14 protein-coding genes are annotated in these 16,133 nt (G+C 63.6%); 3 read left to right on the top strand and 11 right to left on the bottom strand.

Features of this window, described 5'->3' with window-relative positions:
- Positions 1–68: 68 nt before the first annotated feature.
- Both dapC and fdxA read right to left on the bottom strand, forming a co-directional pair.
- Positions 69–1,223 carry a succinyldiaminopimelate transaminase gene (dapC, locus tag FYJ28_RS04710; RefSeq protein ID WP_055239467.1) on the bottom strand — a complete coding sequence of 385 codons (1,155 nt, stop codon included), beginning with the start codon at positions 1,221–1,223 and terminating at the stop codon, positions 69–71.
- Positions 1,220–1,543, bottom strand: coding sequence for a ferredoxin (gene fdxA / locus FYJ28_RS04705; RefSeq protein WP_055239466.1), 324 nt, complete (start codon positions 1,541–1,543; stop codon positions 1,220–1,222). Before fdxA ends, dapC begins: the two co-directional genes overlap by 4 nt.
- A 124-nt stretch (positions 1,544–1,667) precedes the next feature.
- Here fdxA and FYJ28_RS04700 point away from each other — a divergent pair, with 124 nt between their 5' ends.
- Entirely contained in the window at positions 1,668–1,904 is a 237-nt protein-coding gene (locus FYJ28_RS04700; protein ID WP_055239465.1) for a hypothetical protein, read from the top strand.
- Positions 1,905–1,948: 44 nt separating this feature from the next.
- Complete coding sequence (locus FYJ28_RS04695; RefSeq protein ID WP_154578427.1) at positions 1,949–2,470, top strand: ArsR/SmtB family transcription factor; 522 nt, start codon at positions 1,949–1,951, stop codon at positions 2,468–2,470.
- Here FYJ28_RS04695 and FYJ28_RS04690 read toward each other — a convergent pair.
- From FYJ28_RS04690 to FYJ28_RS04660, 7 genes are all read right to left on the bottom strand, one after another.
- Positions 2,463–2,912 (bottom strand): hypothetical protein, encoded by a 450-nt coding sequence (locus FYJ28_RS04690; protein WP_152969836.1) that lies wholly within the window; start codon positions 2,910–2,912, stop codon positions 2,463–2,465. The two genes, FYJ28_RS04695 and FYJ28_RS04690, sit on opposite strands and share 8 nt — an antisense overlap.
- Positions 2,913–2,973: 61 nt before the next feature.
- Positions 2,974–4,896 carry a translational GTPase TypA gene (gene typA, locus FYJ28_RS04685; RefSeq protein ID WP_055239463.1) on the bottom strand — a complete coding sequence of 641 codons (1,923 nt, stop codon included), beginning with the start codon at positions 4,894–4,896 and terminating at the stop codon, positions 2,974–2,976.
- A 213-nt stretch (positions 4,897–5,109) separates the two neighbouring features.
- Positions 5,110–6,816: a dipeptide ABC transporter ATP-binding protein gene (locus FYJ28_RS04680; RefSeq protein ID WP_154578426.1), complete on the bottom strand. Its 1,707-nt coding sequence runs from the start codon at positions 6,814–6,816 to the stop codon at positions 5,110–5,112.
- The gene (locus FYJ28_RS04675; protein ID WP_055239461.1) at positions 6,813–7,766 is read right to left on the bottom strand and encodes an ABC transporter permease; all 954 of its coding nucleotides are present in this window, start codon (positions 7,764–7,766) and stop codon (positions 6,813–6,815) included. The genes FYJ28_RS04680 and FYJ28_RS04675 overlap by 4 nt, the downstream gene beginning before the upstream one ends.
- Entirely contained in the window at positions 7,759–8,685 is a 927-nt protein-coding gene (locus FYJ28_RS04670; RefSeq protein WP_055239460.1) for an ABC transporter permease, read from the bottom strand. Before FYJ28_RS04670 ends, FYJ28_RS04675 begins: the two co-directional genes overlap by 8 nt.
- A gap of 123 nt (positions 8,686–8,808) precedes the next feature.
- Complete coding sequence (locus tag FYJ28_RS04665) at positions 8,809–10,440, bottom strand: peptide ABC transporter substrate-binding protein (protein ID WP_055239459.1); 1,632 nt, start codon at positions 10,438–10,440, stop codon at positions 8,809–8,811.
- A gap of 390 nt (positions 10,441–10,830) precedes the next feature.
- The gene (locus tag FYJ28_RS04660) at positions 10,831–12,663 is read right to left on the bottom strand and encodes an ABC transporter ATP-binding protein (protein ID WP_154578425.1); all 1,833 of its coding nucleotides are present in this window, start codon (positions 12,661–12,663) and stop codon (positions 10,831–10,833) included.
- Between the two features lie 91 nt (positions 12,664–12,754).
- Between FYJ28_RS04660 and FYJ28_RS04655 the strand changes: the two genes are divergently transcribed.
- Positions 12,755–13,384 carry a PH domain-containing protein gene (locus FYJ28_RS04655; RefSeq protein WP_154578424.1) on the top strand — a complete coding sequence of 210 codons (630 nt, stop codon included), beginning with the start codon at positions 12,755–12,757 and terminating at the stop codon, positions 13,382–13,384.
- Positions 13,385–13,419: 35 nt separating this feature from the next.
- Here the strand turns inward: FYJ28_RS04655 and FYJ28_RS04650 are convergent, their stop codons facing one another.
- Both FYJ28_RS04650 and FYJ28_RS04645 read right to left on the bottom strand, forming a co-directional pair.
- Positions 13,420–14,439 carry an ABC transporter permease gene (locus FYJ28_RS04650; RefSeq protein ID WP_154578423.1) on the bottom strand — a complete coding sequence of 340 codons (1,020 nt, stop codon included), beginning with the start codon at positions 14,437–14,439 and terminating at the stop codon, positions 13,420–13,422.
- A complete protein-coding gene (locus FYJ28_RS04645; protein WP_055239455.1) occupies positions 14,436–15,977 on the bottom strand; it encodes an ABC transporter permease in 1,542 nt (513 codons plus the stop codon). The genes FYJ28_RS04650 and FYJ28_RS04645 overlap by 4 nt, the downstream gene beginning before the upstream one ends.
- Between the last annotated feature and the right edge of the window lie 156 nt (positions 15,978–16,133).

Raw genomic sequence — 16,133 nt, 5'->3', positions numbered from 1 at the left:
GCGTTACCACTAATCGGCAGCGATCTTGTTGTGCAAGCGCAACATCACTGCATAATGCAACCGCCCAATCAGCGCGCCGCTGCCTCCAGCCGCTGCGCTGCTGCGGCGATGCGTTCGTCGCTTCCAGTGAGTGCCACCCGGACAAAACCGGCGCCTGCGTCTCCGTAGATAACGCCGGGGCCAACTACGATCCCGAGTGCGGCGAATCGCTGAATGGTTGTCCAGGTGTCCTCGCCCGCGGTGGCCCACAGGTACAGCCCTGCCTCGGAACTGCTGATCTTCAGGCCGAAAGCTTCCAGCGCGGGGACCAGCATCTCCCTTCGTGCACGGTATTTGTCCTTCTGCTCCGCAACGTGCCGGTCGTCGGACAGCGCCGCCAGCATCGCGGCCTGCACGGGTGCAGGGACAATCATCCCGGCGTGCTTGCGGCTGTTCACCAGGTTGGCGATGATCGCGCCGTCACCTGCGACGAACGCGGCACGGTACCCGGCGAGGTTGGACTGCTTGCTGAGGGAGTACACAGCGAGCAGGGACTCGTTACTGCCTCCGCTGACGCGGGGATCGAGCACTGACGGTACCGGGGTTCCGCCTCGCGCGGTGTCCCATTCGCCCCAGCCGAGTTCCGCATAGCACTCGTCCGATGCCACTACCGCGCCCAGTGAACGGGCCTGGTCCACCAGGGCTGCCATCGATTCGGCGCCGCGGACACTGCCGGTCGGATTTCCGGGAGAGTTGACCCAGACCAGGCGGACGCGCGAGCGTGTCTCGTCATCGAGCTCAGAGAGGTCGTCCGCGGCGACGGGGGTGGCTCCTGCGAGGACGGCACCCATGTCATAGGTCGGGTAGGCAACGGTGGGACGCACGACGACGTCGCCCGCTCCCAGCCCCAGCAGCAGCGGGAGCCAGGCAACCAGTTCCTTGGAACCAACCGTGGGCATGATGTCCTGCGGATCCAGGCCTGGGACGGAACGGCGCCGGGAGAACCAGTCCGCAATTCCCTGCCGCAGCTCGGCTGTTCCGTGCGTGGTGGGGTATCCCGGCGCGTTGGCTGCGCCGGCAAGGGCTTCCTGGATGAACTCCGGAGTCGGGTCCACAGGAGTTCCGATGGAGAGGTTCACGGCGCCGTCCGCGTGCGCAGAGGCCTGCTGCACGTATGGGGCCATGGCTTCCCACGGGTACTCCGGCAGGTTCAGGCCGAAAGTGCCGGAGGCTGCAGTGCTCATTCCTGGTTCTGCGGCGGCAGTGCGGCGATCATCGGATGATCCTTGTGCGTATTGCCAAGCTTGGCGGCACCGCCCGGGGAACCCAGGTCATCGAAGAATTCGACGTTGGCCTTGTAATAGTCGGCCCACTCTTCGGGAGTGTCGTCCTCGTAGTAGATGGCCTCTACCGGGCAGACGGGTTCGCAGGCGCCGCAGTCAACGCATTCATCCGGGTGGATATAGAGGGAGCGTTCACCTTCGTAGATGCAGTCCACGGGGCATTCTTCGATGCATGCCTTGTCCTTAACATCCACGCATGGCTGCGCAATTACGTACGTCACGTCCCTTTGCCTTCCTTGGTGTGCGGTTATCCGCGAAACCGCAGATCTCCACGAGGTAATGCTTCCACGTTAGTAGTCCGTTCCATTATCTCCCAGCCGGGAGACCGCCGCGTACTATGTAACGGTGACTTCCCCAACCCCCGAGGAACGCCTCCGCGCCGCCGGCACGGGGCAGCGCGCCGTCGTGCGTTACCGCATTGACGGCGGACTGACGGACGCGCTGGGAACCATTACTGCGCTGGATTCCGAGGGGTGCACCCTGATGACCCGCAAGGGTCCGGTCCGGATTCCGTGGAATCTGGTGACTGCCGGCAAGCCTGTCCCGCCCGCTCCTGAGCGCCGGCGTCCGCGAACCGCCTGATCACTGCAAAAAGGCCCGGCTCTCCGCACGGGTATGCTGGGATGATGCCAAACGATGATGTGATCCAGGCCCGGGGACGAGCGCTGAGCTCCCCTGTCCGGCTGCGGATTCTGCGTTTGTGCCTGCATGCCGAGCGGACCAACAAGGAAATCGCCGAAGCACTGGAACTGAATCCTGCCACTGCCCTGCATCACGTACGAACCCTGCTGGGCACCGGTTTTCTCGCTGCCGGAACACCGCGCACGGGGAACCGCGGCGCCAAGGAAATTCCCTACCGCGCCACCGGCCTGAGCTGGAAAGCCTCACTGCCTGAGGGCACCAACATGGTCTTTGTGGAGACGTTCCTGCAGGAAATCGAGGGGCTTCCCCCGTCGGACATCGAGGTAGTGCGTATGGGCCTGTGCCTTAACGAGGAAAACCGCCGCATCCTGATGGACAAGCTGCGTGCGGTTTTCGATGACTATGCCCTGCGCGGTCCGGACCCCGACGGCACACCCACATCACTGATGCTGGCCCATCACCGGGACCGAACCAGTGAAAAACTCTCAGGGGACCTGGCTAGCTAAGCGGTTCCGGTCCCGGACGGTAACCAGGATCGGTGCCGTAGGGAAGGGTGTTTTCCTTCGCCGAGGCGCGTTCAAAGCGGGCTTCGGAGCGCAGCACGACGGCGGTTACCAGCACGGCGGCAATGGTGGCCAGTGACTGGCCAAAGAGCCAGATCTGCCCGGCTGTGACTACCGGCAGGTCCAGCCCGGAAGAGGTTCCGGTGACGATCAGGGGTCCGCTGAATATGTCCAGTGAGAACGTTCCGAGCAGGACGTAGGTGAGGACACCGGTGGCCGCGCTGACAGCCACCGAACGTGTCCAGAGCCCTGCGAAGGACGCAACCGCGGCACTGAAGATCAATGCCCCAACCGCGCCGAGCGGCAGCGCAGTGTCCCCCGCATAGAGCACCTGGGCGTGCAGTGATGTTCCCAGGATGCCCGCCGCCAGGGCGCCAAGCACCACGGCAGCCGGGCCCCGCCAACGCGGGACCCGGGAACCGGATGCTTGGGCCGTGGCGATGGAACTAGGCCTTTGCGCGGGCGCGGTAGGCCTTGGCACGCTCGTTGGCGTCCAGGATGAGCTTGCGGATGCGGATCGACTCCGGGGTGACCTCCACGCACTCGTCCTCGCGGGCGAATTCGAGGGATTCCTCGAGGGTCAGCTTGCGCGGCGGGGTCAGGTTCTCGAAGGTATCCGAGGAAGCTGCACGCATGTTGGTGAGCTTCTTTTCCTTGGTGATGTTCACGTCCATGTCATCAGCGCGGGAGTTCTCGCCCACGATCATGCCTTCGTAAACCTCGGAGGTCGGCTCTACGAAGAAGGAGCCGCGTTCCTGCAGGTTGATCATGGCGAACGGGGTCACGACGCCGGCGCGGTCAGCGATCATGGAACCGTTGGTGCGGTATTCGATCGGGCCGGCCCACGGCTCGTAGCCTTCGGCGATGGAAGCCGAGATGCCGGCGCCGCGGGTTTCGGTGAGGAAACGGGTGCGGAAGCCGATCAGGCCGCGTGCGGGAACGATGAACTCCATGCGGACCCAGCCGGTGCCGTGGTTGGCCATGTTGACCATGCGGCCCTTGCGGGCTGCCAGCAGCTGGGTGACGGCGCCGAGGTATTCCTCGGGAACGTCAATGGTCATGTGTTCCATCGGCTCGTGGATCTTGCCGTCGATCACCTTGGTGACAACCTGCGGCTTGCCAACGGTCAGCTCGAAGCCTTCGCGTCGCATCTGCTCCACGAGGATAGCCAGGGCGAGCTCGCCGCGGCCCTGGACTTCCCAGGCATCCGGACGCTCGGTCGGCAGAACCCGAAGGGAAACGTTGCCGATCAGTTCCTTGTCCAGGCGGTCCTTCACCTGTCGTGCGGTGACCTTGGCGCCCTTGACCTTGCCGGCCAGCGGGGAGGTGTTGATACCGATGGTCATGGAGATCGCGGGATCATCCACGGTGATCAGCGGAAGCGGCTTGGGGTTGTCCACGTCGGTGAGGGTTTCACCGATGGTGATGTCCTCGATGCCGGCGACGGCAACAATCTCGCCGGGACCGGCGGATTCGGCCGGAACACGCTCGAGTGCCTTCGTGGCCAGCAGCTCGGTGATCTTCACGGTCTTCAGGGTGCCGTCGTGACGGGCCCAGGCAACCTGCTGGCCCTTGCGAAGGGTGCCGTTGAAGATGCGCAGCAGCGCCAGGCGGCCCAGGAAGGGAGAAGCGTCAAGGTTAGTGACGTGTGCCTGAAGCACACCTTCCGGATCGTAGGTCGGAGCCGGGATGTGCTCAATGATGGTCTGGAAGAGCGGTTCCAGGTTGTCATTCGCGGGCGCCTGGCCGTCGGCCGGCTGCTCCAGCGAGGCTGCGCCAACACGGGCGGCAGCGTAGACAACGGGAACGTTGAGGACCAGGTCCAGGTCCAGGTCGGGAACTTCGTCCGCGAGGTCGGAGGCCAGGCCCAGGAGCAGGTCCATGGATTCGCTGACGACCTCGTCGATGCGTGCGTCGGGACGGTCGGTCTTGTTGACCAGGAGCACCACGGGCAGCTTCGCGGCAAGGGCCTTGCGGAGTACGAAACGGGTCTGCGGCAGCGGGCCCTCAGATGCGTCCACCAGCAGGACAACGCCGTCGACCATGGACAGGCCGCGCTCGACCTCTCCGCCGAAGTCGGCGTGGCCGGGGGTGTCGATCACGTTGATGGTGATGGTTTCGCCGTTGGCAGCGGGGCCGTTGTAGAACACGGTGGTGTTCTTGGCCAGGATGGTAATGCCCTTTTCGCGTTCCAGGTCACCTGAGTCCATCACGCGTTCTTCGACATCTCCGTGCGAGGCGAAGGAGTTCGTCTGCTTGAGCATGGCGTCGACGAGGGTCGTTTTGCCGTGGTCAACGTGGGCCACAATAGCAACATTGCGGAGATCGCTACGCACTGCGCTGTTCACAGCCGTGTTGGTTTCTGACATGCGTGAAGACTCAATTCATTGGTTACAGTTCGGGGATAATTCACAGTGGTCCGGAGTCGCTCCGGATGATCCGGCAGTTCTGTACAAATGCTGCGTTGGAACACACGTGTAAGAAGTCACCGATAGGCCGCTGTCAGCGGGCACCATACCATTCTAGTCGTTTTGCCAAAGGTTCCCTAATGCGCTGTCTTCCGGTGAACGCCTTGGCGGATATCAGGCGGCCTCGGGCGGCAGGTCCAGGCCCGCCCCCGGGATCGCTGCCAGCAGGGCCCTGGTGTAGTCCTGCTTCGGTGAGTTGAAGACTTCGTCCGTCGTTCCGGTTTCCACCACCTTTCCCTTCTGCATAACGCAGACGTCGTCCGCAATCTGCCGGACAACCGCGAGATCGTGCGTAATAAAGAGGTAGCTGAGCCCAAGGTCGGCCTGGAGTTCGGCAAGAAGGTTCAGGATCTGTGCCTGGACCAGCACGTCCAGCGCAGAAACGGCTTCATCACAAATCACGACTTCGGGATCAAGTGCCAGGGCCCGGGCCACTGCGACGCGCTGGCGCTGGCCGCCGGAGAGTTCGTTCGGGAAGCGCCGCATGACCGAGGAGGGCAGCGCCACCTGGTCCAGCAGCTCCCGCACCTTCCTGGAACGGCTTTCCTTGTTCCCAATGCCGTGGACCCGCAGAGGTTCCTCAATGGTGTGGAAGATGTTGTACATCGGGTCCAGCGATCCGTACGGATCCTGGAAGATGGGCTGCACCCGGCGGCGGAACTCGAAGAGCCTCTTTTTGTCCAGGGTAGTTATGTCCACACCGTCAAAGAGGATGCTTCCACTGGTAGGGGTTTCGAGATTCAGTACCATACGGGCCACCGTGGACTTGCCCGAACCCGATTCACCCACGACGGCGGTGGTGGTCCCCTTCTTTACCGAGAAAGACACGTCGTCAACGGCTCTGAAGTCGGCATGCCGGCCCAGTCCGCTGCGCAGCTTGAAGACCTTGGTGAGGTTGCGGACCTCGATGACGTCCGCCGCCGTAGCCTTGCCGGATTGCTGGCCGGGGTCAGCCGCGAGCAGGTCCGGAGCGCTCAGGCCACGCGCCTTCGCAGTGTCGATCCGCTTGGAAGCAAGGGACGGGGCTGAGTCCACCAGCCGGCGGGTATAGGGATGCTGCGGGTTTCTCAGGATCTCCAGTGCCGGGCCGGACTCCACCACCCTGCCCTTGTACATGACAACAACGCGCTGGGCGCGCTCGGCTGCCAGGCCAAGATCGTGGGTAATCAGCAGCACCGCCGTCCCCATCTCCCGGGTGAGCGAAGCCAGATGATCCAGGATCTGGCGCTGCACGGTGACGTCCAGTGCCGACGTGGGTTCATCCGCGATCAGCAGCCGCGGCGAGCAGGAGAGGCCAATGGCGATCAGGGCCCGCTGGCGCATGCCGCCGGAGAATTCATGCGGGTACTGCTTGGCGCGGGAGCCGGCGTCGGGCAGGCCCGCCTGGCTCAGGACCCGGGCCACGTCCTCATCCGATGAAGGACGGCCGTTGGCTTTGAGGGTTTCCCGGACCTGGAAGCCGATCTTCCACACCGGGTTGAGGTTGGACATCGGATCCTGCGGAACCATGCCAATTGAGTTGCCCCGCAGTTCCACGATCCGTTTCGGGCCGGCATGGGTGATGTCCTCGCCGTCGAAAATGATCTGCCCGCCGCTGACGTGCCCGTTGCCGGGCAGCAGCCCAATGGCTGCGAGCGCCGTCGTCGATTTTCCTGAGCCGGACTCCCCCACGATCGCCACCGTCTCCCCCGGCAGGACAGACAGATTGGCGTCCTGCACCGCGTCCACCGTGCCGTTGGAAGTTTCGAAGGAAATCGCGAGCGAGCGGATGTCCAGCAGCGGGGCCGGATCCGTGTCCGGCTGCAGGGCGTTGGATGTCATAGCTTGCGGGCTTTCGGATCGAGGGCATCACGGACGGCATCGCCGAGCATGATGAAACTGAGGACGGTGACGGACAGCGCACCTGCAGGCCACAGCAGCGCTGCAGGGTTGGCCCGCAGCGAGGTCTGGGCGGCGGAGATGTCATTGCCCCAGGACATGATGTCCGGCGGCAGGCCGATCCCCAGGAAGGACAGGGTTGCTTCGGCCACGATGAAGGTGCCAAGCGAAATGGTGGCGGTGACAATCACCGGGGCGAGGGCATTGGGAAGGACGTGCTTCACCAGCGCCTGGAACTTGGAGACGCCAAGTGCCCGGGAGGCGACGACGAAGTCAGCGTTCCGCACGGAGATGACCGCACCGCGGGTGATCCGGGCGATCTGCGGCCAGCCGAAGACCACCAGTGTCAGGACGACTGTCCAGATGTTGCGGTTCTCCCGGAACATCGGCAGCTGCATCACAATGATCGCGCCCAGGATCAGCGGCAGGGCAAAGAAGATGTCACCCAGCCGCGCAATCACGGCGTCAAGCCAGCCGCCGTAGTACCCGGCGAGCGCGCCGAGCGATCCGCCGAGGACCACGACGCAGACGGTGGTGATCACGCCAACCAGCAGCGATGCCCGGGTGCCGTAAATCAGGCGGGCATAGACGTCGCACCCCTGCAGCGTGAAACCGAGGGGGTGTCCCGGAGCGGGTCCGGCGTTTGAATCCGCCAGGTAGCAGGCGCCGTCTGCCGGTGTGTGCGTAAACAGCTGCGGAAAGGCCGCAACCGCAACGATCAGCAGGATCAGCAGCGCGGAGATGATGAACAGTGGCCGGCGGCGCAGGTTCCGCCAGGCTTCACCCCACATGCTCAGGGGCTCACGGCCGTCCTGAACTGCGTCAGTTTCCGGCAGCCCGGCGGAATCCACCGGGGCGACGAAGTGCTCCTGGGTCCGTTGGTTCTTACTCATAGCGGATCCTCGGGTCCAGCCAGGCGTAAAGCAGGTCCACCAGCAGGTTGGCCACCACGTAGACCAGGACCAGTACGCTCACGATTGAAACGATGGTTGGTCCTTCACCGCGGATGACTGCCTGGTAGAGCTTCTGCCCGACGCCGGGCACGTTGAAAATGCCTTCCGTGACGATCGCCCCGCCCATCAGCGCCCCGAGGTCGGCTCCAAGGAAGGTAATGACCGGAATCAGGGAGTTCCGCAGGATGTGCACGGTGACCACCCGTCCGCGGGAAAGGCCCTTGGCCGTAGCCGTGCGGACGTAGTCGGCATTCATGTTTTCGATGACGGATGTGCGCGTCAGTCTCAGGACGTAGGCGAAGGACGCCAGTCCCAGGACGACGGCGGGAAGTATCAAATCACTCCAGCCGGCACTCGCCCCCACCGTTGGCGACGCCCACCCGAGTTTGACGCCGATGATGAACTGCAGCAGGAAGCCAAGCACAAACACCGGGATGGCAATGACGACCAGGGAGACGAAAAGCACCGTGGCGTCGAAGATACGGCCCTTCTTCAGCCCGGCAATCAGGCCAAAGACAATGCCGAACACTGCCTCGAACAGCAGTGCGAGCACTGCCAGGCGCATGGTGACCGGGAAGATCTGACCAAGGACCTCGGCCACTGGCCGGCCGGAGAAGTCATTGCCCAGGTTGAAGGTGAGCAGGTTCTTCAAATACAGCAGGTACTGCACGATGAACGGCTGGTCGAGGTTGTACTGTTCGCGCAGCTGCGCGGCAACTACCTCGTTGACCGGCCGGTCGCCGAACAGCGCTGCGATCGGATCACCGGGCAATGAGAAAACGAGGAAATAGACCAGCAGCGTGGCTCCGAAGAACACCGGAATCATCTGCAGGACCCTGCGGGCAATGTATCTGGTCATCGCCGGGGCCTGCCTTGGTCTGGGGTCTTGGCAGGTAGTGGCATGGTTAGCAATCCTGTTTTCTGCCTGGTGGCGCCGTCCGCCGCCCGGGGAAACCCGGGCGGCGGACGGCGCGCGGGGTTATTACTTGCGTGCGATGTTGTAGTAGACAGGCACGCCGTTCCAGCCGGTTTCCACGTCAGTGACGTTGTTGCTCCAGCCGGTCTGGGAGACCTGGTACCACAGCGGGATGACCGGGAGGTCCTTCAGCAGGACTTCCTGTGCCTGGTTGAAGATAGCCGCGCCTTCTTCGGCCGTGGCTGCGGACAGGCCGGCAGCCAGGAGGTCATCGAAGGTCTGGCTCGTGTAGTCGCCGTCGTTTGAACCTGCTCCGGTGGCGTACAGGGGGCCAAGGAAGTTGTACAGCGACGGGTAGTCTGCCTGCCAGCCCGTGCGGATGGCTCCGCTCAGGGTCTTCGCAGTGGCGTCCGAACGCAGCTCCTTGAACGTGGAGTAGGCCTTGCCCTGCGCGTCGACACCGAGGTTGTTCTTCAGCGAGTTGCAGACCGCGTCCACCCATTCCTTGTGGTCGCCGTCGGCGTTGTAGCCGATCGTGAAGGCCTTGCCCTCAGGCCACGGGGAAATGGCTTCAGCCTGGTCCCACAGTTCCTTTGCCCGCTCCGGGTTGTAGGCGAGCACCTCCGAGCCGGGAAGCTCGGCGTTGAAGCCCTCGATTACCGGTGACGTGAAGTCATTGGCAGGCTGCCGGGCGCCGGAGAAGATGACGTCCGTGATCTCCTCGCGGTTCACTGCCATGGAGATGGCCTGGCGCCGCAGGGCGCCGGCTTCGCCGGAGAACTCCTCCAGGTACTGCGGGATGGTGATGGTCTGGTTCTGCGCCGTCGGCTTCTCCGAGTAGCGGCCTTCACCCAGATCGGACTTGAACGTCTTCTGGGCGGCTGCCGGCATCTGGTCCAGGACGTCCAGGTTATCCGCCTGAAGATCCGCGTACGCGGCGTCGTAGGAGGAGTAGAACTTGAACGTCACGCCGTCGTTCTGCGGAACCCGGGTGCCGGTGTAGTCGGGGTTGGCAACCAGATCGATCTGGACCTCATGCTGCCAGGCGTTGTCCCCTGCCAGCATGTACGGGCCGTTGCCCACCGGATTTTCCCCGAATGCTGCCGGGTCCTCGAAGGCCTCGGCGGGCAGCGGGTAGAACGCGGTGTAGCCCAGGCGCAGCGGCCAGTCAGATTCGGGCTGGCTGAGTTCAACCGTGAAGGTCTTCTCATCCACCACGTTCAGGCCGCTCATGGTTTCGGTGGTGGCACCCTCAGCGCTCACCTCGTCGTAGCCCTTGATGCTCTCGAAGAAGTAGGAGTTGAGCTGGGCGTTCTTCGCGGCGGCACCGAAGTTCCAGGCATCAACGAAGGACGACGCGGTTACCGGTTCACCGTTGGTGAAGGTTTTCCCGTCCTTCAGTGTGATGGTGTAGTTCTGCGAGTCCGTGGTCTCAATGGACTCGGCGATTTCGTTGACCGTCTTGCCGTCGGCGTCGTAGCTCAGCAGGCCTTCGAACAGAAGGTCCATAATCCTGCCGCCGCCCACCTCGTTGGTGTTGGCGGGGAGCAGCGGGTTCTGCGGCTCGGTGCCGTTGGCCGTAATGCTTGTACTGGTGGCAGCGGAGTCCGCATTGTTCGATCCTCCGCCGCAGGCTCCCAGCGCGAGAGCGGCAACCACCGCCACGCTGACAACCTTGGATACGCGCTGTAAACGCATTCCGCCTCCTGAATAGAAAAGGAAGCCGGTGTTGTTTCCGGCGCTGATGTCCGGGTAGCAGCTGGTGGGGGTGCCCAGAGTGTCTTCCGCAGACCTCAGCTAATGGTCCTGGCTACGCACGTTTTACGGGTAACCAAAGGGGACATGCCCTCTCCGGCCAGCCCGATGTACGGGTGCCGGGAAGCCTGTCCCCCTCGCTTTCCAACTATATCGAGGCGACCCCCAATATAACGATTCGAGGACGATGTACTATGCGTCACGTTACTTACTGGACAAAATAAGCAGACTGTGCTTTTCGGGTTTTCGGCAGGTTCCCGAACATACAGAAACTGCCCGTTTGGAGCTCCAAACGGGCAGTTTCTGTTATCTCGATTAGTGCTTGGCGGGCGGTTAGGCGACCGGGCCGGATGCCTGAAGCAGCTTGGCCCGCAGTTCGCGGCGCTCCCGCTGCTTGTCCGGATCGGGCAGCGGAACGGCGGCGATCAGCCGCTGGGTGTATTCCTCCTGCGGGTTGCGCAGGATCTGGTCCCGGGTCCCCTGCTCCACGATCCGTCCGTTCCGCATCACGCAGATGTGGTCGGCCAGGACGTCAACCACGGCAAGATCGTGCGTGACGAACAGGCAGGCGAAGCCCAGTTCACGCTGCAGGTTCTGGAACAGCTCAAGCACCTTCGCCTGGACGGAAACGTCCAGGGCCGACGTCGGCTCGTCCGCAACCATGAGCTTGGGCTTCAGCGACAGCGCCCGGGCAATGCCCACACGCTGCTTCTGTCCGCCCGAGAGTTCATGCGGGTAGCGGTTGCGGTAGGCGCGGGGCAGTTCAACCTGGTCCAGCAGTTCCTCGATCCGCTGCTGCAGGGCAGCACCCTTGGCCTCGCCGGCCAGGAACATCGGCTCACCGATGCTCTCGCCGATGGGCAGCCGCGGGTTCAGCGAGGAGGACGGATCCTGGAAGACCATGCCCACCTGGCGGCGGAGATTGTGCATGGCCTTGGAGTTCGGCTTGAGTTCGGAGATGTCCGTTCCCACTACACGGAGTTCGCCTTCGGCTACGGGCAGGAGCCCGACGGCGGCACGTCCGATGGTTGTCTTTCCGGAACCGGATTCGCCCACGAGTCCCATAACCTGGCCGGGGAGGATCCGCAGGTTGGCTCCCTCTACAGCGCGGAAGGCAGCTACGCGCCCCTGCTTCGGGTACTCGATGGCGACGTTTTCAAGCACGAGCACCGGTTCTCCGCCCGCAGCGTCAATCTTCGCGGCTTCATCGGTCCGCAGCCCGGAGAGGACTTCGGCTTCCCGCCGTTCCAGCTCTTCCTGGTCTACCGACTCAAGTTCAACGTGCGTCGCGGCTGCCAGTGCAGCCACCACGTCGACGTCGCCGTCACCGTCAGCGCCCTGCCCCAGGTGAGGGACGGACTCGAGCAGCGCTCGGGTGTAGGGGTGCTGCGGATTGGCGAAGATCTCCTTCGCCGTGCCCGTCTCAACGATCACACCGTGGCGCATCACGGCAATGCGGTCCGCGAGGTCGGCAACCACGCCCATGTCGTGGGTGATCAGGACGATCGCCGAGTCCAGCTTGTTGCGCAGGTTGCGCATCAGGTCCAGGATTTCGGCCTGCACCGTTACGTCCAGCGCTGTGGTGGGTTCGTCAGCGATCAGCAGCTTCGGATCGCAGGAGAGCGACTGAGCGATCATGGCACGCTGCCGCTGTCCGCCGGAGAGCTGGTGAGGGTAGGACTTGAAGGCTTTTTCCGGGTCAGGCAGTTCCACCATGTCCAAGAGCTTCAGCGCCCGCTGCTTCGCTTCATCCGGAGACAGCTCGTTGTGCAGCCGCAGGGTCTCCACGATCTGGAAACCCACAGTGTAGACGGGGTTCAGCGCCGTCATCGGCTCCTGGAAGATCACTGCGACGTCGTTGCCGCGGACCTGCCGCAGCTTGTGCTGGGAGAGACCCAGCAGGGGCTCGCCGTCCAGCAGGACCTCTCCGGTAACCCGCGAGTTTGAGGGCAGCAGGCCCAGCAGGGCCATGGAACTGGCACTCTTGCCCGAACCGGACTCACCCACGATCGCCAGCACTTCACCGGCGTTCACGTAGTAGTTCAGGTCCTTTGCGGCGGGAACCCATTCCTTGTCCACGCCGAAGTCCACGGAGAGATTGCGGACTTCAAGGACCGGCGGACGGCCCGTGCTGCGGGTCTCCGCTGTGCTGAAGGTTTCAGTCATGACTGTAGTTTCCTTCCGTCCAGGCAGCGCGCCGGTCCCGGATCATCGGGCCGATTACGGAGGTGCCTGAAAAAGCTGTAACGATGGGGTTATGCCGAACCCGCAGAGCGAGCCCGAGACCGAAGTTTTCCGACCGCGCACCACCAAGTGGTTCGTGGGTGTCGCCGCGGTACTGACCGCTGCGGCCATGGTGTCCGCGGTGTGGACCGGAGGCTTTGGCGGTCTGCTTGCCACCGCGCCCCTGCTGCTGATCCCGGCCGGGGCAGCCTGGCTGTTCTGGTATCCGAGCGTCCGGGTGTCCGGGTCCGGAGTAACCCTGGCTAACCCGTTCCGAACCATCGAGGTTCCGTGGGCCGCCCTGATTTACGTGGACACCAAGTTCGCCCTGAAGCTTGTCACGCCGAAGGGCTCCTACACGGCATGGGCCGCGCCTGCTCCCGGCGTCTGGGGCACCCATCAGGGCAAGCCCGAACACCTGCGCAACCTTCCGGGCACCACGTACGGCGCCGGCGGTTCGGTTCGTCCCGGAGACCTCAGCAATACTGACTCCGGCCAGGCTGCCCGCCTGGTCCGGGGCCGTTGGGAACAGCTGGTCAACGCGGGCCTGATTGATACTGACCAGACCGAAGCCACCCGGGCTTCCGTGGGCATCAACTGGCGCTGGCTGCTGGGCCTGCCGGTCCTGGCCGCCGTGCTCTTCGCCCTGGCGGGGACAGCCTAGTCCGGCTGCCCCCGCTCCGGGCAGGTGGGCTGCCACTAGTTGCCAGCCGGCTTTGTCTTGGCCTTCTTGGCGTTGAACTTCTTCTGCCGCGGGTCAAAAGCATCCCGGAGGCCGTCACCAATGAAGTTGATGCACAGGCAGATCGCCACGATGAACAGGCCCGGCCACCAGAACAGCCAGGGGCGGGTCTGGAAGGCTTCCTGGTTCTGGCTGATCAGCAGGCCCAGCGACGTGTCCGGCGGCTGCACGCCGAAGCCGATGTAGCTCAGCGAGGTTTCCAGCAGGATGGCCGTGGACATCAGCAGGGTGGTGTTCACAATGATCACGCCAACCGCGTTGGGCAGGATGTGCTTGAAAATGATGCGGTTGTTCGAGGCACCGGCGATGCGTGCGGCGTCCACAAACTCCCGTTCACGCAGGGACAGGAACTCTCCGCGCACCAGTCGTGCCAGCGACGTCCAGGTCGCCAGGCCGAGGAAGATTCCCAGCAGGACCACTCCGATGCCCTCGCCGACCAGGCGGTTGGCGATCTGGCCCAGAACGGCGGCCATGACGATGATCGGGATGATGATGACGACGTCCGTCAGGCGCATCAGGACGGCTTCGACCATGCCGCGGAAATAGCCGGCAACTGCTCCGACTACTGAACCAACCACGCAGGCGATGGCGCCGACGAGGAACATCACGATGATGGACTGCTGCGTGCCGCGCATGGTCATGGCGAACATGTCACGGCCAATGCGGTCCTGGCCAAAGGGATGCTCGCCCCAGTTGAACAGGTTGACGAACGTTGGTGCGCCGCCGTTGATCTGCTCGGTGAACTGCCGGTGGTCGTACTTCCACCAGCCCGGTATGCCGGCGAATCCGATGGAGGAGAACGCCAGGATGCAGATCAGGGCAAAGACGACCAGCGAGATGATCGCAGCCGTGTTGTCGAAGAAGCGCTTGCGGACAATCTGCCCCTGTGAGAGGCCCTTGGTTTTGCCTTTGGCAGGGGTCTCGGGATCCGTGCCGGGCGGGTTGGAGGGGGTTTCGGCGGAAAACGTAGTGCTCATGACTTCACCCTTACGCGCGGATCAAGGACGGTATAAACAAGGTCTGCCACCAGGTTGAACACCAGTGCCAGAATGCCGGTCACAAGGAAGAAGCCCATGATCGGATTCGGATCCACCCGGCTAAGCGCCTGCACGAACAGCTGGCCCATGCCGCTGAAGGCGAAGACCTGCTCGGTGATGACGGCGCCGCCGATGAGTGCTCCGATGTCAAAGGCAACGATTGTGGCCAGCGGGATCAGGGCGTTGCGGAACGCGTGGCGCATCACCACGGTGCGCTCGGAAAGACCCTTGGCGCGTGCGGTGCGGATGTAGTCCATGTTCATGATTTCCAGCATGGAAGCCCGGGAGTAGCGGCTGTAGGAGGCCAGGGAGGCCAGCAGCAGCGCGACGGTGGGCAGCAGCAGGTGGGTGAAGGTATCCACGCCGCTGATCCAGAAGTCACCGTTCAGGCCGGGAGTGGAGGCACCCACTGTAGCGATCGGCCGGTCCCGGATCCGGGAGTTGTCCATGTAGGACGGCCAGGCGTACATAAAGCGGTCCAGGACAATCAGTCCGCCAACCAGCAGGCCGGTCAGCGCGGCACCGCGCATGCTTTGGCCGCGGTCATAACCGCCCATCAGGTAGCCGACCAGGCAGCCGACGGCGACGGTCGCCACGGCGAGCAGCAGCATCATCAGCCACGTGGCCGAGTTCAGCAGCGGCTGCAGCGCGTAGTAGGCAACGACGCCGAGTGCCACAGTGATCAGGGCCGAGTAGAGGGCCTTGCGGTTTTTCAGGCCGGCACTAAGCAGAGTCACGCCGTAGGCGATAGCCACACCCGTAATGGCGATGACAACCGGTCCCAGGCTCGGTGTGGTGAACCAGCCGGTGGCGCCGAGTACCCAGAGCAGGCCTGCTGCGGCCACGAAACCGCCAACAAAGGCGATTGCACGGCGTTTGAGGTTACCCCCGGCGAAGACCACCCAGATCAGGCCGCTGGCGGCACCGACGCTCAAGACTACCGGGAGCGGTATCTGAGGGTCGGCCAGGAAGTTGTTGAAGCCGATGGCTCCGTATTCCTTGAGCAGGACGGCCAGCCAGAAGATCGGCAGTGAGAAGAAGAGGAAGGCCATGAACGTGACGCCGTAGTCCAGCGAGCTGTACTGGCGCAGGGCCGTAATGATGCCCAGGGAGATGCCCACAACGATGGCCAGCAGTGTCGCCGTGGTGACCAGCAGGATTGTGGCGCCCATGGCGCGTGCCAGGGCCTCCGTGACGGGCTCGCCCTGGATGCTCTGGCCCAGGTCGCAGGTCGCGGCAAAGGGGGCGAGGCACTTTACTGCTCCGCCAAGCCAGTAGAAGTAGCGCAGGGGCGCGGGGACATCCAGATCAAGGAGCTCAGTGCGTGCCCGGATCAGCTCGTCCCGGTTGGGTGCGGGGTTCTCGCGCAGGTCTTGAAGTGGGTCCCCCGACGCCGCTGTCAGGAGATAGACCAGGAACGAAGCCCCGAAGAGGATTAGAACGGCGGTCAGGAGCCGCCGGACGATGTAGGTAACCATAGAGTGTCAGCCTCATTAGAACGGTCCGGGGGTTCTCCCGGCACTCGCAGAAGTGTAGTGCAGGTCATAAGTGCTGGGAATTTGGTTAATCCCAATCACTCACCGGCTATTTGGGTTACTAGGGGAAAGTACAAGGCGCCGGGACCGTAGAGGCCC

This window comes from Arthrobacter sp. BL-252-APC-1A (assembly GCF_009696625.1).
In the GTDB taxonomy this organism is placed as follows: domain Bacteria; phylum Actinomycetota; class Actinomycetes; order Actinomycetales; family Micrococcaceae; genus Arthrobacter_B.
Note: the sequence above shows the minus strand (reverse complement) of the source record. Positions and strands in the feature narration are given on the sequence as shown.